This is a genomic window from Peribacillus sp. NPDC056705 (assembly GCF_043656335.1).
In genome coordinates, this window is record NZ_JBHTYI010000028.1 from 42,144 (window position 1) to 60,650 (window position 18,507).

Here is an 18,507-nt window from a genome sequence, read left to right on the forward strand (position 1 = left end):
GAGTTATATAAGCTCTATTCTTTCCCAAAAAAAATGTTTTTTTGCACAGGGAAAGAGGGAAATTTTCATTGAACGAGAATACATACTTATAGACATTAAAAGGGAGAGACAACTTATGAAGAAGAAATCGGGTTTATTCAGCCTGACACTGATGCTGATATTTTCAGCGATTTTCCCCATCAACCACGCTTTTGGAAAAGATGAAGGGGAAAATATCGTAACGACCCAAGTGGTCAATGTCCGTGAAGGTGCAGGCCTCAGTTTCCCTATCGTAAAAAAACTGGAAAAAGGGGAATCGTATCCCATTCTGAATGAGGATGGCGACTGGATCGAAATCCGGATCGGCGTCGGCAAAACGGGATGGGTTGCCAATTGGTTAGTGGAGAAACAAACGGGGTCCGAAACCAATCAGGTCAAAAAAGAATCCGGACAAGGCGTGATAACAGGCAGCTCCGTCCGTGTCCGTACAGGTCCCGGCACTACATTTCAAACGGTTGGGTCCTTGAGTAAAGGAACGGCTGTTGACATCATTGAAAAGAATGAAAATTGGATAAAGGTCGAAATGGCTGATATCGAAGGCTGGGTCTCATCTGACTACTTGAAACTTCCCGCCGCATCAGGAAATGCAGTGAAGAAAGATTCAACTAAGGAAAAAGAAACGAATCAATCCGTAAAAAATGGTGTAACTTTGGTGGATCGGCTCAATGTCCGTTCGGAACCATCCACAAGCAGTGCCTCGCTCGGAAAGCTGAATAAAAATACGTCAGTGACCGTTTACAGGGTTGAAAATGAATGGGCTGAAATTGATTTCCAAGGAGTCCGCGGTTGGGTAGCTGAATCTTACATACAAGTAAACGATGATAAAGCTGATATGAAAAATGATACGGCAGGCGCCACCGCAAGGGTGACCGCTACGGGTTTAAATGTCAGGAAAGAAGCCTCTCTCTCAAGCAAGGTCATCGGTTCGGTGAACAAGGATGAGACTTACGCCGTTCTGCAAACAAAGGGAAATATGACACAAATAAAGCTCTCCGGTTCAAAAAAGGGCTGGGTCGTGAGTTGGTACCTGGAAAAAGAGAGTGCTGAAGAAACGGGGAAGAAAAAAAAGGTTGATGTAAAAGGAAACAAGATTACCATCATTCATGATGGTACGATCCTTAGAAGCGAGCCTGATGGCAACTCAGAGATTGTAAAGCAGGCCAATACAGGTGAAACTTTCTCCGCATCGGGTATGGAAGGCGACTGGTATTCCATTAAACTTAAGAGCGGAAAAACAGCTTATGTGGCCGGATGGATCGTGACGATCGAAGGGAATTCCGAGCAGATCCAACGGCCTGGCGTTGAGAAATACTTAAAGGATAAAACCATTGTGATCGATCCCGGCCATGGCGGCAGGGATAGCGGTACAATCGGCGTCGGTGGAACACTTGAGAAAAACCTGACGACTCGAACGGCAGAATTGCTGCGTGACAAACTTCAGGCGGCAGGAGCTAAAGTGATTCTGACCAGAAGCGGAAATACCTATGTTCCACTCCCTTCCAGGGTCAGCACTTCACATATACATAACGCGGATGCTTTCATCAGCCTCCATTATGATAGCACCAAGGACCAGATCACCAGCGGGATAACATCATACTACTATCATGACTATCAGCGTGCCTTGGCGGCTACACTGGCCAATTCACTCGGTTCTACCATGCAGGTGCCCAATCGTGGATCACGTTACGGGAATTTCCATGTTATCCGTGAAAATAAACGGGTGGCTACACTCATTGAACTAGGTTATTTAAGTAATCCAGTGGAAGAATTGACGTTAACATCGAATGAATATCAAGAAAAAGTCACATCGGCCATCTATAATGGATTGGCGCGGTATTTTAAATAAAGAGAAGAAAAGCCAGCTTCGCATCGAAGCTGGCTTTTCTTCTCTCACACCAACAAAAAAACCTGCCGCTGCAGGTTATTTTTTGCTTTCAAGCATTAATGTAACGGGACCGTCATTAGTAAGCTGAACATCCATCATGGCACCGAATTGACCTGTTTCCGTATGGACGCCTTTCTTGCGAAGTTCCTCGTTAAATGCTTCATATAATTCATTCGCCTCTTCAGGACGGGCGGCGTCCATGAAGTTGGGTCGACGGCCTTTACGGCAATCGCCGTATAAGGTGAATTGTGAAACTGATAAAATCGAACCTCCCACATCCAATAGTGAATGGTTCATCTTTTCATTTTCATCTTCAAATATTCTTAGATTGACAATCTTATCGGCCAAATAGGCTGCGTCATCGATGGTATCCCCATGGGTGATACCAACCAACAGGACGAGCCCGCTGTCGATTTGCCCGATTATTTGGTCTGCGACAACTACTTTTGCCGCTTTGGAACGTTGTAAAACAACTCGCATGGCAATAAAAACTCCTTAGTTCATTATCCTTCTGACGGAATAAACATCCGAAATTTGTTTTATGCGGTCGACGACCTTTTGTAAATGGGCAATGTTATGAATATAAATCGACATGTGAATGGTCGCCACCTTATTCCTGTCGGATTTACCCGAGACCGCTGAAATGTTGGTCTTGGTTTCATTGACGGCTTGCAGCACTTCGTTTAATAAGCCGCGACGGTCATAGCCGCTGATTTCAATTTCAACGATGTATTCCTTGCGTTCGTTAATCGTACTTTCCCATTCAACCGGTACGAGGCGATGATCGGCATCCCCGCTATCCAGGTTCGGGCAATCTTGTCTATGAACTGAAACTCCACGGCCTTTGGTTATATAACCAACGATTTCGTCCCCTGGAACTGGGTTGCAACAGCGTGATAAACGGATAAGCAGGTTATCAATCCCCGGTACCTGTACGCCTGAGTCACGTTTTTTAGATGTATTGGAGAAGGTTTTCAGATCGGCTACCGCTTCAGAAATATCTGCTTCTTGCTCTACCATTTTCTGCTTACGCCATTTTTCAGTAAGGCGGTTGGCCACCTGAAGGGCTGTTATTCCGTTATATCCGACTGCGGCATACATATCCTCTTCATTCAGGAAGTTGAATTTATCCGCAACACGCCTGATATTCTCGGCAGTCAGGATTTCCTTCAGGTCGAAATCCATATCCTTGATTTCCTTTTCAACAAGCTCTTTGCCTTTTTCGATATTTTCTTCCCGGCGCTGCTTCTTGAAGAATTGGCGGATCTTATTTTTCGCTTGAGATGTTTGCGTTAGCTTAAGCCAATCCTGGCTTGGACCATATGAATGCTTCGATGTTAAGATTTCTATGATGTCGCCAGTTTTCAGTTTATAATCCAGCGGTACCATTTTCCCGTTCACTTTGGCACCAATCGTTTTATTTCCGATTTCCGAGTGAATCCGGTAAGCGAAATCAATCGGGTTGGATCCTGATGGCAGTTCGATGACATCGCCTTTTGGAGTGAAAATGAATACCATATCGGAAAAAAGATCTATTTTAAGGGATTCCATGAATTCCTCGGCATTAGTCGCATCATCCTGGAATTCAAGAATTTCCCGGAACCAAGTCAATTTTTCTTCCAGTGAAGGCTGTTCACCGACATCTTTTCCCTCTTTATAAGCCCAGTGCGCGGCAACCCCGAACTCGGCAATGCGGTGCATATCGGAAGTTCGGATCTGCACTTCCAGCGGATCGCCTTTCGGTCCGATCACCGTCGTATGAAGTGATTGATACATATTCGGCTTCGGCATCGCGATATAGTCTTTGAATCGGCCAGGCATCGGCTTCCAGCATGTATGGATGATCCCTAAAACGGCATAGCAATCTTTTATGCTATTGACGACGATCCGAACTGCAAGCAAATCATAAATTTCGCTGAACTGCTTATTCTGCAAAGCCATTTTACGATAAATGCTGTATATATGTTTCGGTCTGCCGGAAAGGTCAGCTTTAATGTTGACTTCCTCAACGTTTTTACGCACTTCATCAATGACTTCTTCCAGATACTTTTCACGTTCTGCACGCTTTTTCTTCATCAGGTTAACGATTCGGTAATACTGCTGAGGATTCAAATACCTTAGTGCAGTATCCTCCAGTTCCCATTTAATCGTGCTGATACCAAGACGATGGGCAAGCGGTGCGAAGATTTCCAACGTTTCGTTCGATATCCTTCTCTGCTTTTCCTGCGGCAGATGCTTCAATGTCCGCATATTATGCAGTCTGTCCGCAAGCTTGATCAAGATGACCCGTATATCCTGGGCCATCGCCACGAACATTTTCCGATGGTTTTCCGCCTGTTGCTCCTGCTGTGATTTATATTTGATTTTCCCTAACTTGGTCACGCCATCCACAAGCATGGCGACTTCAGGACTGAAATTTTCTTCAATATCCTTCAAAGTGATCTCCGTGTCTTCAACAACATCATGTAAAAAACCTGCCGCAATGGTTGCAGGGTCCATTTCAAGATCAGCCAGAATGCCCGCCACTTGAATCGGATGAATAATATACGGCTCTCCCGATTTACGGAATTGTTCTCGGTGAGCATACTCTGCATACTTAAACGCTCTATGGATAAATTCAGCTTCTTCCGGCTGAAGATATAAGCTGGCCCGTTCCACAACCTGCTCGGCAGTCAATATTTGATCATTAGCCATTTAATCACCTTAACCCCACTTTAACTGCCACCGGATATGATCCGGATTGAGTATGATTGGTAGCACTTCCCTTTATTCTGCAAAACGTGACAATTTTTGCGAAAAAAAATAAATCCGCTTAAACGGATAAAAGTGCAAATAAACTTATTAGCAGAAAAACTCTTTATTATTACTATTATCGAAAAAAAAGGCAAGGATGTAAAGAGTTAAACGTGTATTTTATGAAGAATAGAGCATTTTTTCACTGGAAATTCGACAAAATCCAGCTAAAATGAGTAAAAATAGAAAAAGAGCACCCTGGTGAGTGCTCTCGTTTATTAAAAGCTCATTAATGTCAAGACATCATAGCCGTCTAATTTATCTTTACCATCCAAGTCTGTCAATTCAATAAGGAATGCAATCCCGGCTACAATTCCGCCAAGCTGTTCAACCAATTTGATCGTCGCTTCGATTGTTCCCCCGGTAGCAAGCAAATCATCCGTGATCAGGATACGCTGTCCCGGTTTAATGGCATCTTTATGGATTGTCAATACATCCTTGCCATATTCTAATCCATATTCGACTTTTATCGTTTCACGTGGAAGTTTTCCTTCTTTTCTCACTGGCGCAAAGCCCACTTCCAATGAGTATGCGACTGGACATCCGATAATGAATCCGCGTGCTTCAGGCCCTACCACCAAGTCGATATTTTTATCGCGGGCGTACTCGACGATTTGGTCTGTTGCGTATTTATAAGCTGCACCGTTATCCATTAATGTTGTAATGTCTTTGAAGACAATACCCGGTTTTGGCCAGTCTTGCACAATTGTTACATATTGCTTTAAATCCATTGCTTTGTTTCCTCCTCAAGGTCTGTTGCCTCATGAGCTAAATAATGATTGAACCAATCGAATAATTGCTGATAGGAAGAATAAACAAGCTCTTGTTCAAGCTCAAATTGCTCTTTCTTTCTTGTATACGATTCAGATTCGCTGAGATCGCGTTTTTTCGCATTGGTTGTGAGCATAATTAACCCATTCTCTATTGTAACAAAATCAAGCTCAAAAAACACCTTAGAAATAAAATCCACTGTATCTCTTGACCAGCCGCGATATTTGGCCAGGTCATCACCGTATCTTTTCACATCGAGCGGACCTTTTTTGGCAAGGAAGGCATAGAACCATTTAAAATGATCCCTTGTTGGCATCGTACTTAAGAAATGGTCCTGTTCATGGGAAAAGTGAGCGTAGATACGCGAAGGGTTCTTATTGGCGATCACCCGTTTCAAATATTCCCTGGACGGCGGCATGTCCATGAATGCCAAATGACCTTCGAAGCAGTCGAGCTGCTCAGCATCCAGTTCATTCTTGATAAGAACAAGATCTGGATGTTTTTGCAAAAAGGGGTATCTGCGATAAATATCTTCCGAGAAAATGACGATTTTCCGGTTTTGTACAGGAATGTCGGCAAGCCACTTCTCTGCCTGTCCTTTGCCGCGGTAATCGAATAACTGCCAATGGGTCACCGAGACATCCTGGACAAAGATCTGGGGCTTTTTCATATTATTCCACTCATTGATGGAAAGCTCACCAATAACCGAGACTTCAGCGTGCGGAGCAATTTCATCGACAAAATGGCCGAGACCGAAGCCCACACCGTCTAGTTTGTGACTATCACCATCTTCCAGCTGGACCTTCAAGTGATTTTGGTTCGCACCAATTTTGCGGACACTTGAAAGCTGGACGGAATCTATCAAAATCTTCGGCTTAGGATTCGTAACCCCAAATGGCGCCAGCAAGCTCATCTCCTGAATCGTTTGAATGGAAACTTCAGCTAAAGTCGTTGCCCCGTCCAAGTTTGTAATGGGTGTGAAGTCTTCTTCGTTCAGTTGTTCCTTCGCAATCAAGTTCATGCGGTCCCTGAGCTCCTGAACATCTTCAATTTTCAAAGTCATTCCAGCAGCCATCGGATGTCCACCGAAATGAGGCAGCATTTCACGGCAGGCGGAAAGACTTTGAAATAGATCGAAACCGGCGATGCTCCGGGCAGAGCCTTTAGCTAACCCCTTTTCCCGGTCATAGCTCAATACAATCGTTGGCCGGTAAAAGCGTTCAACAAGTTTAGAGGCCACAATCCCCACAACTCCGGCGTTCCAGCCTTCCCTGCCGATGATGAGTACACCATTGGACTCCGGCGGGAAGTTTTCCTCGACTTCAGCAATCGCTTCTTCCGCCATTGCCGCAACCATTTCCTGTCGCTCTTTATTGATATCATTGATTTCATTGGCAAGTTCAATCGCTTCTTCCAGACTTTGTGACAACAGTAAATCGACAGCGGGATCGGCATCTCCAAGGCGCCCGACAGCATTGATCCGCGGTGCCATCGCAAAGCCGATCGATTCTTCATTCAATGCTTCCTGCTGAACATTCGCCACTTTCATTAAGGCAACAAGTCCCGGGCGGCGCGTCAAACGTAACTGCTCGATGCCTTTCGCGGCAATGACGCGGTTCTCCCCTTGTAAAGGCACTAAATCCGCTATCGTGCCGATTGCCGCTATCTCAAGCAAATCCTCAGGCAATTCCCCAAGCAAGGCGTGTGCCAGCTTAAATGCGACCCCTACTCCGGCAAGCTCTTTGAATGGATAGGAACTGTCCTCAAGTTTAGGATGGATGATTGCCAATGCCTCAGGCAGTTCCGGTCCCGGTTCATGGTGGTCGGTCAAAATATAATCCATGCCAAGCTCGCCGGCAAGTTTCGCTTCATCGACTGCAGAAATTCCGGTATCGACGGTTATTAATACCTTCACCCCTTGCTCAGCTGCAAGGCGGAATGCCATTGGATTCGGGCCATATCCTTCTGTAAACCGATTCGGGATATAAAAGTCAACATCGGCCCCCAATCTCGTCAGCGCCGTCATCATCACTGTGGTCGATGTCACGCCATCTGCATCATAATCACCGAATATACGTATTTTCTCTCCATTTTGAATCGCTTCTTTTATTCTATATACTGCTTTATCCATATCCTTCAATAAAAATGGATCATGAAATGTTTGATTTTTTACAAATAAAAATGATCGGGCACTTTCAATCGTATCCAGGCCTCGATTCACAAGCAGGGCTGCAACCAAAGGTGTGATATGAAGCTCTTCAGCTAGTACAGCAACTTTGTTTTCATCGGCAGTTCGTAAGTTCCACCGGGTTTTTGGCTTTAACATTTATTCACCCCTCAACTTACTCATTATACAAAACGAATATACCAGTTTCAATTTTATTTTAAACTCATAATTGGCTGCATCCCCTGTTCGATAAGCTTAGTCAACAAAAAGAAGGCTGGCATCATGCCAGCCCCCTTTCACCTATTAAACTTGTCCTTCAAGACTTTGTTTCTTTTCTTTCGCGGTATTCAGCGGACCTTTCTTCTTCAATTCCCTGATTTTCAAATCAAGCCAGAATTGGGAAGCGATCAATAGCGATGAATACACGCCGCAAATTAAACCGATAAACAGGGCAATGGAGAAGTTACGGATAGCTTCACTGCCGAAGATCATCAATGCGATGACCGTGATGAGGACGGTCAAAACCGTGTTAATGGATCTCGTCAAAGTTTGCCTGATACTGATGTTCACTATGTTTTCAAGTTCTTCGACGGTTTTGATTTTACGGCTGAAGCGCAGGTTTTCACGAATACGGTCAAAGGTTACAATCGTATCATTGATCGAATAACCGACGATCGTCAGAACCGCAGCAATGAAGGTGATATCCACTTCGAGCCGGAGCAAGCTAAAAATCGTGATGATGAAGAAGGCATCATGTATGAGCGCGACCACGGCCGGTACGGCCATTCGCCATTCAAATCGTATCGATACATACAATATGATTCCGATTGATGCGATCGCTAAAGCATACATGGCATTTTTCGCAAGCTCTTTTCCTACAGTCGGTGATACGGTGCTAACATTCGGTTCCGCTCCGTAATCCTTCTTGAAATGGTCCTTCAATTCAGCGATTTCCTGTTTATCGAGGACACCGACTGTCCGAACGACAGCATTTTTATTGTCTTTACCAGCGAGCCTGACATCCTTGATATCATCCGCGTCGATACCGACCTTTTCCATTTCGGTTTTGACTTGCTGAGTCGTCAAGACGTCCTTGGACGCAATCTCGATTCGGGTACCGCTCGTGAAATCAATCCCAAGATTCAATCTGAAGACGAGCAGGAAAATGATCCCGATAATGGTGACACCGATTGAAATCCCATAAAAAACTTTCCGATGTTTGACGAAATCAATTTTATCAAAGCGTGTTGGCAACGACATTAAATTCATTTTCTCGGATAAATCGTGAATGTATTTCTTCTTTACGCCAAACCATGATGCACGTTTGTCCAGGAACCCGCTATTCACCCACAGGCTCATAAAGAGGCGTGTACCATAGACGGCTGTAATGAAACTCATTAAAATCGAAATGATCAAAGTGGTGGCAAACCCTTTAACCGAGCTTGTTCCATAATAGAACAGAACAGCCGCAGCCAGCAGGGTCGTTAAGTTGGCATCCATGATTGTACCAAGTGAATTCTTGGTACCTTCTTTATAAGCCGCTTTAACCGATCTGCCAAGTTTCAATTCATCCCTGATCCGCTCATAGGTTATGATATTGGCGTCGACGGCCATCCCGACCCCGAGTACCAATGCTGCAATACCAGGCAGCGTAAGGACCGCATTCATCCAATCAAACACTAAAAGCGTCAAGAAAAGGTATATGCTCAACGTGACGACCGCAATGAATCCCGGGAAGCGGTAATACACAAGCATGAAGATAAAAACAAGTGCAATTCCGATGATTCCTGCGAAAATAGTATCATTCAGTGCACCCGCACCGAACTGGGCACCTACAGAAGTGGAATACTTTTCTTTTAAATCTACAGGCAAAGCACCGGCATTCAGAAGGGCTGCAAGCTCTTTCGCTTCTTCCACCGTGAATTGGCCGGTAATATAGACCTTCTTCGTATTGAAAACTTCCTTGACAGATGGAGCTGAAATCATATTGTCTTGGGAAGACGTATCTTTAATAGAATCTTTTCCTTCCTCGAAATCCAGCCAGATTGCAAGTACATTTGTCGGACTTGGCATCGAGGATATTTTTTGAGTGATGTCCTTAAATTTATTTACATCTTTCAATGTGACTTCGACAACCGGTTTATTATCTTGGAACGTTTGTTTCGCGCCGCCTTCTTTCAGGTCGGCACCGGTCATCATTTCCTTATCGTTGTAGTCACGGAAGGATAATTTAGCTTGTGTCGAGAGGATTTCGCGAGCGTTGTTTTGGTCTTTGACTCCAGCCAATTGAACGCGGATCCGGTCTTTCCCTTCGATTTGAATGTTAGGTTCGCTAACGCCCAAAACATTGACACGCCGCTCAAGCGAGCTTACTGTAGCCCGTAAAACATCCGGGGTGATCTTTTCCCCAGACAGCGGTTTTACTTCATATAACACTTCAAAACCGCCTTGAAGATCAAGACCGAGCTTGATATCCTTTAGGATTCCTTTTGAAGTCGTCCCCATCGCTGCGAAAATCAATAGTGCGATTAGAAAAAACGCAACGATCCTGCTTCTTTTTACCATTATGTAGTAGGCCCCTTTCTATAATACGCCTGTTCCTGAAGTTAAAAAAACTGTCATTTTTAGTTTATATGATAACTGCAAACCCTTTGCTTCTTGAGAAAAAGGATACAGCTTCCCTGCTTTTTCCAAAAAAAGCATAACCATATCTATTATGAGTCATATACAAACAGCTGTCAATTTAAGTATATCTTTGCCCTATTCTTTAAAAAGTTCCTTCAGTTCTTCTTCAGAAAGCGGCTCAAATAGATTTGGTGATTTATATGCTTCAACCATTTGGAAGTTCATGAACTGATTGCTCGAAAATGTCACGATATCTGCGACAAGTTCATGAAGGTGAATATTTTCCTGCGGACGCTTCCATTTATTTTTCGTTAATGTTCCCCAAATGTCTTCCTCCGTTACGGCATTCAATCCGACCATTTGGAATTCCTCACGCTTGCTCTTCAAAAATGGACGTACCTTTAGATAATACCTTTGATAGGGATGATTCTTTTTTGCCATCACTTTGCCTCCAGTAAAAATGATTCTCAAATAAATGCGCATTTTCTTAGAAGGGTTTCGATCATTTGTTAGAACGCAAACAAACACTTTTGTCATGCTTTGTCCAAGTACAAGCATATAGATAATTGTATAGCATAACCGCTTTTTTGAGAAGGCAGGGAGGGAGTTCTATGTCCAAATTTTTAAAAGGGACGCTGATTTTATTAATCGCAAGCCTGATTACAAGAGTTCTTGGTTTCATTAACCGCATTGTCATCGCCCGCTTCATCGGCGAAGAAGGCGTTGGTTTATATATGATGGCTTTACCGACCCTCTTTCTCGTCGTGAACATAACCCAGTTAGGCTTGCCAATCGCCATTTCGAAATATGTGGCTGAGGCCAATGCCAGAGGTGATGAGCGGAAAATCAAGAAAATCCTTGTCGTCTCTTTGGCCTGCACCATTACTTTATCGTTGATTTTCACTCCTGCGATGCTGCTTTTCGCGCCGATTTTATCAGATTACCTATTCACTGATGAACGGACGGTATGGCCGCTCATGGCGATTGCCCCTATCGTACCGATCATCGCCATCTCATCCGTACTGCGCGGTTATTTCCAAGGCAAGCAAAATATGAAGCCCTTCGCTTTCTCCCAAGTTATCGAACAGGTGGCCAGAATCACTTTCATAGCCGTCCTGACGAAGGCCTTTTTGCCATATGGAATTGAATATGCAGCAGCCGGTGCAATGTTCGCATCGATTATCGGTGAACTTGTATCCCTCTTCTACTTATTGACAAGCTTTAAATTAAAGAAACATTTTAAGTTCAGAAAGGGTTTCTTCAAGAATGTCAAATCCGGAAAAGGAACGTTCACGGAATTGATGGGGATCGCCCTTCCCTCCACCGGAAGCAGGATGATCGGATCGGTTTCGTGGTTTTTTGAACCGATAGTGGTAGCCCAAAGTTTGGCAATCGCCGGAGTCACCGCAGCCGCAGCCACCAGTCAATACGGGGAGCTGACAGGGTACGCACTGCCTTTACTCATGCTTCCATCTTTCGTTACATCATCATTGGCGACGGCACTTGTCCCGGCTGTGAGTGAAGCCCGTACGACCGGAAACTTTTTACTCGTTGAACACAGGCTTCAGCAGGCCCTGAAAATCACCTTTATCACAGGCTGCTTAGCTATCGTGATTCTGTTCATCTTTGCCGAACCGATTTTACAAGTCATGTATGGCTCTTCGCATGCTGCTGTTTTCATTAAATTCCTGGCACCTTTTTTCATTCTTTATTACTTTCAATATCCGCTGCAATCCATGCTGCAAGCATTGGATCTTGCAAAGGCCGCAATGTTCAACAGCCTGGCTGGGAACATCCTTAAAATCGGTGTGATCTGGCTGCTCGCGTCAAAGGAAAGTTTCGGGATCATGGGTGCCGCAGTGGGGATAGCTGTCGGTACGATGCTCGTTACCTTCCTGCATTTTTCAACCGTGCTGAAGGTCGTTCCTTTCACGCTTCATTTCCGCAGCTATATATCCGCTTTGGTCCTTGCTTTAATTTCAGGATGGGGCGGTTATTATCTTTATCAATTCCCGCTCTCCTCACTGCCACTTGGCACACGGCTTATGTTTTCCGTGACGATCGTTATCCTGCTGTTCACATTTTCCCTGCTCATGACCGGCAGCATAAAAAAGGCGGATCTGATCAGGATACCTGTAGTGGGCGGCTTTTTATCAAAATTCGCTTGGAAATAAAATGAACCGAAGCATTAAAAGGCTTCGGTCATTTCTTCGTTTCATTTTTATCGATATAGAATTGGCCATCTATGTACCCACAAATCGAAATCTCTGTAATCTTAGTTTCTCCCCGTTTTTTCAACTGGTGCCGGAGCCAAAAATGATTTTTGCCAATTCTATCGAGATTCCTCTCCTGTATTTCCCCGTCTATTATAAGGGGATAAGGTGTTTCCTTGGTTTTAGACCTTTTACCTTTGGTATGCTTGATGATCGAAAGCTTTCCTGAGGATTCGAGGATGGCGAATTGCACTTCATTTAAATCACTTATCCCCTGTTCACGCAGCTGGGTCAATAAATCATCGAAATTATATCTTTGCCTACGCATCGCTTTTTCATCTATTTTCCCTTGATTGATGATGATCTGCGGCTTACCGTCCACGATGTTTCGAAATCTTATGCTTTTCAATGAAATGTAGGCCATGATTATTTGGATGAAAGCAAGTACGAACATCGGTATGGTTTGCCTGAAAAATGGTTTTTCCAAATCTTCAAAGGAAAGGACGGCGATGTCCCCTATCATGATGGATACCACCAAATCAAGTATGCTCAGTTCCCCAACTTCCCGCTTACCCATCAATCGGAAAAGTAATAATATGACTAGATAGATCACTGTTGTTCTAAAAATAATAGCCAGGGTATCCAATGAATAACACTCCTTCATCCATAGCATGGCTTGGGAGCTGAAAAATTACTCCACAATCTTTTCTAATTTTGCGGGAAGCTCCTTAAACCTGGTCTAAAGGTTCGATATCGGGAATATGCTTGTACAAACACATAAACAGGCTATACGTATCAGCCTTTCAAAAAGGAGGAATACCCATCGAAACTAAAAAAATGAGTGTCGCCGTGATTTATGGCGTAGGCTCCATCTTTGTCATAGCGATGATTGCTAGTTTAATCGTTTCCATCCTTCTTCGTTTTACTTCATTGACGGAATCATCCCTGACATACGTGATCATGATCGTGTCCTTTTTATCGCTGTTCATTGGTGGATTCATTTCAGGAGGCAAAGGGAAAAAGCAAGGACTATTCTTGGGCGGGAGCACTGGGCTGCTTTATCTGTTGGTCGTGTTCCTTTTTCAATATTTAGGCCACGATGCACTCTTCACCATCAAGCAATGGATATACTATGGCTGTTTTGTGATTACGGCCATGATGGGCGGCGTGCTTGGGGTCAACATGAGTTCCGACTCCCGTCCCGATTAAAAAACAAACGAAAACCGGGCACATGGCCCGGTTTTCGTTTGTTTTATACGGATACTTCTTTATTCGGTGCGCTTTCCGTAATTTCACGGATTGCTGCACGGTCAAAAGTCAGTTTTGTGCCGTCTGGTGATTTAATGACGATTTTCAGGTCATCGATTGCATCGATTGTTCCGTGCATGCCGCCGATTGTAGCAACTTTATCACCTTTTTTCAAACTGCTTTGCATGCTTTGCGTAGCCTTTTGGCGTTTTTGCTGCGGGCGGATCAATAAGAAATAGAACAATACGAACATTAAAATCAATGGAAGTATTTGTGTTAAAGAACCCATTTTGTATATTCACTCCTTTCGTTCATTAAAATATTTATGGAATTAGAAGTTTCTCGCATTTGGTTCATTGAAACCATACTGCTCAAAAAACTCTTCCCTAAAGTCTCCAAGACGATCTTCTCGAATAGCTTGTCTGACCTGTTCCATCAAGTTTAACAGAAAGTGAAGATTATGGTAAGTCGTAAGACGAATCCCAAAGGTTTCTTCACATTTAATCAAGTGGCGGATATATGCCCGGCTATAATTCTTGCAAACATGGCAATCGCAATTTTCATCGATTGGACCGAAATCGCGTGCATACTTCGCATTTTTCACAACCAGACGCCCATTGCTTGTCATGAGCGTACCATTACGCGCAATTCGCGTCGGCAGTACACAGTCAAACATATCGATGCCGCGGAGTGCACCATCGATCAATGAATCCGGTGAACCGACTCCCATAAGGTAACGCGGTTTGTCAGTTGGCAAAAGCGGACTTGTAAACTCAAGGACGCGGTTCATGATATCCTTCGGTTCCCCTACGGATAGTCCTCCAATAGCATAACCCGGGAAGTCAAGGGAGACAAGGTCTTTTGCACTTTGTTTGCGAAGATTTTCAAACTCCCCGCCTTGAACGATTCCGAACAGACCTTGGTCATTTGGGCGCTCATGTGCATTCAAACAGCGTTCCGCCCAGCGCGACGTCCGTTCTACCGACTTCTTCATATACTCTTCAGTCGCCGGAAATGGAGGACATTCATCGAATGCCATCATAATATCGGAACCAAGCGCATTTTGTATTTCCATCGCTTTTTCCGGAGATAAGAATAATTTATCGCCATTCAGATGGTTCCTGAAATGCACGCCCTCTTCTTCAATTTTACGGAACTCGCTCAAACTGAAGACCTGAAAGCCGCCTGAGTCGGTCAAAATCGCCCGATCCCAGTTCATGAACTTATGCAATCCGCCAGCTTCCTTGATGATTTCATGCCCCGGACGCAGCCATAGGTGGTACGTATTGCTCAGGATGATTCCTGCCCCCATTTGTTTCAAATCTTCCGGGGACATCGTTTTGACAGTAGCCATCGTTCCAACCGGCATAAATGCCGGCGTTTCAAAAGAACCATGCGGCGTATGGACGCGGCCTAGCCTTGCCCCTGTCTGTTTACATGTTTTGATTAACTCATATCGTATTGCAGTCAACGCAATAACTCCCTTCAAGAGCCTCACACTCTTATATTACTTAATTAACATTGCATCTCCAAAACTAAAGAACCTGTATTTTTCTTCCACAGCCGTTTCATAAGCATGTAGGACCTGCTCCCTGCCTGCGAGTGCAGAAATAAGCATGATTAAAGTAGATTTGGGCAAATGGAAGTTCGTTATCATCGCATCGATCCCTTTGAACTCATAACCAGGATAAATGAAGATGCTCGTCCAGCCATTCTCTTCCTTGAAAACCCCATCATTGCGGGACGCAATCGTTTCCAATGTCCTTGTGGACGTTGTGCCGACCGTAATGATTTTCCCGCCCTTAGCTTTCACATCATTCAGCAATCTGGCTGTGCCTTCCGTCATTTGATAAAATTCCGAATGCATTTCGTGGCTGTCAATATCGTCGACACTCACTGGACGGAATGTACCAAGTCCAACATGCAGCGTGATGAAGGCAATGTGGACACCCATCCCTTTAAGTTTCTCAAGTAAATCCTCCGTAAAATGCAGGCCAGCGGTAGGTGCCGCTGCAGATCCACGTTCACGCGCATATACCGTTTGATAGCGGTCCTGGTCGTCGAGCTGCTCCTTGATGTATGGAGGTAACGGCATTTCGCCAAGCTTCTCCAGTATTTCATAAAATATGCCGTCATATTTAAATTCGAGGATTCGGCCGCCATGCTCGAGCACGCCTGTACAAACGGCACTCAGCTTACCATCGCCAAAAACAATCGTCGATCCTTCTTTAATCCGTTTGGCCGGCTTCACAAGCGTTTCCCATACATCATCATGCTCTTGCTTAAGCAGCAATACTTCGATTTTTGCACCGGTTCCTTCTTTACTGCCGTATAGTCGGGCCGGAAGCACCTTCGTATCATTCAACACCAGGCAATCTCCCGGTTTGATATATTCCGTAATATGGCTGAATACATCATGCTGAAGCTTACCGGTTTCTTTGTCCAGCACCATCAATCTACTAGCTTCCCTATCCTCCAAAGGAACTTGGGCAATCAGTTCCTCCGGTAAATGAAAATCAAACATATCCAATTTCATCTGTTCCACTTCCTTACATGTCTATCAAGCTGTAATCATTATTTAAAACGGCCGATCAAATAAAAAATCGCGGACAACACAACACTGACGATGATTGATGTAACGATAGGAAAGTAAAACGTCGTATTCCCCTTTTTCAGAAAAATATCTCCCGGCAGCCTGCCGAGATGTATATATTTCATCGCAAAACCAATCACGAATATAATCACACCCAGAATCATAACCATCTTTGGTATATTCATCATTCAGGCATCTCCATGCCGAAATGCTCATAAACTAGCTGTGTTGCCAACCGGCCTCTTGGGGTACGCTGAAGAAAACCGACTTGTAACAGATATGGTTCATACACATCTTCGATCGTATGTGCCTCTTCGCCAATCGTTGCAGCAATCGTTTCCAGACCCACTGGTCCGCCACGGAATTTTTCAATGATCCCTTTAAGTAATTTATGGTCAATATGATCGAGTCCTAAACGGTCGACCTGCATTAATTCAAGCGCATAATCGGCAAGCTCGGCCGTTATCGTACCATCACCGCGCACCTGGGCGAAATCCCGGACCCTCCGTAAAAGCCGATTGGCAATTCTCGGGGTGCCCCTTGACCTTCTTGCAAGCTCGGCCGCTGCTTGACCATCCATTTCCGTATCCATGATTCTTGCTGTACGGATGATGATATCAGTCAAATGGTTTTCCGTGTAATATTCAAGCCGGCTCAAAACGCCAAAACGGTCCCTGAGCGGTGCAGACAATGAGCCTGCACGTGTCGTGGCCCCTACGAGGGTGAACGGCGGCAAGTCGATCCTGATCGAACGGGCTTCCGGTCCCTTACCGACTACAATATCCAGACAGAAGTCCTCCATAGCCGGATATAGCACTTCTTCAACGACACGCGGAAGACGGTGAATCTCATCGATGAATAATACATCACCTGGTTCAAGTGCACTCAAAATGGCCGCCAGATCTCCCGGCCGCTCAATGGCGGGACCGGAAGTCGTGCGGATATTCACACCCATTTCATTGGCGATGATGACGGCAAGCGTCGTCTTTCCAAGACCAGGCGGTCCATATAAAAGTACATGATCGAGCGTTTCTTCACGCATCCTTGCCGCTTCGATGTATACACTTAAATTCGCTTTCACTTTATCCTGTCCGATATATTGCTTTAAGTTTTGCGGCCGCAGGCTTTGTTCAAAGGACAGTTCGTTCAAATCGGCTTCCTGATTGAATATTCTCTCCTCCATTGCGCCACTCCTTATCTTAACATCATTTGCAATGCTTTCTTAATATATTGCTCGGTCGTCATATCTTCAGCCTGCAATTTCTTGGCAACCTTTTGGATTTCCTTTTCAGAATAACCAAGAGCCTTCAATGCAAGAATGGCTTCATCCAATTCCTCCGTATAGCCATTTGGACTGAGTGCAGCCGTTACGCCTTCGTTAAACAAGCTTGGAAACGCATCCGGAATAATGTTCTCAAGTTTCCCTTTTAAATCGAGAATCATCTGCCGTGCCGTTTTCTTTCCGACTCCCGGGAATTTCACCAAAAACGATTCATCTTCATTTTCGATCGCCTGTACCACCTGATCAACCTGGCCTGATGCCAATATGGCTAGAGCACCCTTCGGCCCGATTCCCGTTACATTCAATAATTTTGTGAATAACGCCTTTTCTTGACGAGTCTGAAACCCGTATAATGCGACCATATCCTCACGAACATAATGATACAAGAAAACTTGGATTTCTTTCTGGAATTGAGCGGAAAAAATAAAAGGATTCGGTGTCATCACTTGATATCCGATTCCCCCATTTTCCACAACTATGTATTCAGGCCCAATATAATCGACCTTGCCTTTTATATAATCATACAAATTAATTCTCTCCCTGATTTTGCTGTACCTCTCATTTTATCATAAAAAGGGGCGTTGTTCATTAAAAGTTATTTAGTGGGCGCAAAGACTTTACAATGGAGGATATCCCGTTTCATTACATTTGGGTATTATCCCTTCGTAGACAATTGGGGTTCTACCCAAATTTTATAAAAGTTGATTTGAACGGGTGTACTAGACTCCCGCGGGGAAAGCAAGTGACAGGAGTAAACGTTCACATCGTACTAACCCTAAAAAAACTGCAAGTAAACCTGAACTGCCCCGTAAATGTTAGACACCAACTAACATTTATGGGGTGTTTTTTATGGCCAATTTTTCTGCCGAACAGAAAATATTCATTACACGA

Annotated in this window: 16 protein-coding genes; 3 read left to right on the plus strand and 13 right to left on the minus strand. The window is 44.4% G+C overall.

Annotated features, from left to right (window positions below; genetic code table 11):
- The first annotated feature begins 115 nt into the window (after positions 1 to 115).
- Positions 116 to 1,885 carry an N-acetylmuramoyl-L-alanine amidase family protein gene (locus ACFRAK_RS22550; RefSeq protein ID WP_394572543.1) on the plus strand — a complete coding sequence of 590 codons (1,770 nt, stop codon included), beginning with the start codon at positions 116 to 118 and terminating at the stop codon, positions 1,883 to 1,885.
- Between the two features lie 75 nt (positions 1,886 to 1,960).
- Here the strand turns inward: ACFRAK_RS22550 and dtd are convergent, their stop codons facing one another.
- From dtd to ACFRAK_RS22580, 6 genes are all read right to left on the minus strand, one after another.
- Positions 1,961 to 2,404: a D-aminoacyl-tRNA deacylase gene (gene dtd, locus ACFRAK_RS22555; protein ID WP_387604444.1), complete on the minus strand. Its 444-nt coding sequence runs from the start codon at positions 2,402 to 2,404 to the stop codon at positions 1,961 to 1,963.
- 15 nt (positions 2,405 to 2,419) lie between these two features.
- Positions 2,420 to 4,618 carry a RelA/SpoT family protein gene (locus ACFRAK_RS22560; protein WP_260285292.1) on the minus strand — a complete coding sequence of 733 codons (2,199 nt, stop codon included), beginning with the start codon at positions 4,616 to 4,618 and terminating at the stop codon, positions 2,420 to 2,422.
- Positions 4,619 to 4,935: 317 nt separating this feature from the next.
- Positions 4,936 to 5,448 carry an adenine phosphoribosyltransferase gene (locus ACFRAK_RS22565; protein WP_061464220.1) on the minus strand — a complete coding sequence of 171 codons (513 nt, stop codon included), beginning with the start codon at positions 5,446 to 5,448 and terminating at the stop codon, positions 4,936 to 4,938.
- Positions 5,439 to 7,814: a single-stranded-DNA-specific exonuclease RecJ gene (gene recJ, locus ACFRAK_RS22570; RefSeq protein WP_394572544.1), complete on the minus strand. Its 2,376-nt coding sequence runs from the start codon at positions 7,812 to 7,814 to the stop codon at positions 5,439 to 5,441. Before recJ ends, ACFRAK_RS22565 begins: the two co-directional genes overlap by 10 nt.
- Positions 7,815 to 7,958: 144 nt before the next feature.
- A complete protein-coding gene (gene secDF / locus ACFRAK_RS22575; protein ID WP_394572545.1) occupies positions 7,959 to 10,220 on the minus strand; it encodes a protein translocase subunit SecDF in 2,262 nt (753 codons plus the stop codon).
- Between the two features lie 195 nt (positions 10,221 to 10,415).
- Positions 10,416 to 10,721 (minus strand): post-transcriptional regulator, encoded by a 306-nt coding sequence (locus tag ACFRAK_RS22580; protein WP_192205933.1) that lies wholly within the window; start codon positions 10,719 to 10,721, stop codon positions 10,416 to 10,418.
- 170 nt (positions 10,722 to 10,891) lie between these two features.
- Between ACFRAK_RS22580 and spoVB the strand changes: the two genes are divergently transcribed.
- Positions 10,892 to 12,454 carry a stage V sporulation protein B gene (gene spoVB / locus ACFRAK_RS22585; protein ID WP_387604449.1) on the plus strand — a complete coding sequence of 521 codons (1,563 nt, stop codon included), beginning with the start codon at positions 10,892 to 10,894 and terminating at the stop codon, positions 12,452 to 12,454.
- Between the two features lie 28 nt (positions 12,455 to 12,482).
- On the opposite strand, the gene ACFRAK_RS22590 is transcribed toward spoVB, so the two are convergent.
- The gene (locus tag ACFRAK_RS22590; RefSeq protein WP_394572547.1) at positions 12,483 to 13,157 is read right to left on the minus strand and encodes a DUF421 domain-containing protein; all 675 of its coding nucleotides are present in this window, start codon (positions 13,155 to 13,157) and stop codon (positions 12,483 to 12,485) included.
- A 173-nt stretch (positions 13,158 to 13,330) separates the two neighbouring features.
- On the opposite strand from ACFRAK_RS22590, the gene ACFRAK_RS22595 reads away from it, so the two are divergent.
- Complete coding sequence (locus ACFRAK_RS22595; RefSeq protein WP_260285439.1) at positions 13,331 to 13,702, plus strand: TIGR04086 family membrane protein; 372 nt, start codon at positions 13,331 to 13,333, stop codon at positions 13,700 to 13,702.
- 43 nt (positions 13,703 to 13,745) lie between these two features.
- Here the strand turns inward: ACFRAK_RS22595 and yajC are convergent, their stop codons facing one another.
- From yajC to ruvA, 6 genes are read right to left on the minus strand one after another with little or no spacing between them, the layout of a single operon-like run.
- A complete protein-coding gene (gene yajC, locus ACFRAK_RS22600; protein ID WP_076365002.1) occupies positions 13,746 to 14,030 on the minus strand; it encodes a preprotein translocase subunit YajC in 285 nt (94 codons plus the stop codon).
- A 42-nt stretch (positions 14,031 to 14,072) separates the two neighbouring features.
- A complete protein-coding gene (tgt, locus tag ACFRAK_RS22605) occupies positions 14,073 to 15,212 on the minus strand; it encodes a tRNA guanosine(34) transglycosylase Tgt (protein WP_076365000.1) in 1,140 nt (379 codons plus the stop codon).
- A 36-nt stretch (positions 15,213 to 15,248) separates the two neighbouring features.
- Complete coding sequence (gene queA / locus ACFRAK_RS22610) at positions 15,249 to 16,277, minus strand: tRNA preQ1(34) S-adenosylmethionine ribosyltransferase-isomerase QueA (protein WP_260285297.1); 1,029 nt, start codon at positions 16,275 to 16,277, stop codon at positions 15,249 to 15,251.
- Between the two features lie 38 nt (positions 16,278 to 16,315).
- Positions 16,316 to 16,522 (minus strand): DUF2905 domain-containing protein, encoded by a 207-nt coding sequence (locus tag ACFRAK_RS22615; protein ID WP_034308809.1) that lies wholly within the window; start codon positions 16,520 to 16,522, stop codon positions 16,316 to 16,318.
- A complete protein-coding gene (gene ruvB / locus ACFRAK_RS22620) occupies positions 16,519 to 17,517 on the minus strand; it encodes a Holliday junction branch migration DNA helicase RuvB (RefSeq protein WP_394572546.1) in 999 nt (332 codons plus the stop codon). Before ruvB ends, ACFRAK_RS22615 begins: the two co-directional genes overlap by 4 nt.
- An 11-nt stretch (positions 17,518 to 17,528) precedes the next feature.
- A complete protein-coding gene (gene ruvA / locus ACFRAK_RS22625; protein WP_387604455.1) occupies positions 17,529 to 18,143 on the minus strand; it encodes a Holliday junction branch migration protein RuvA in 615 nt (204 codons plus the stop codon).
- Positions 18,144 to 18,507: the final 364 nt, after the last annotated feature.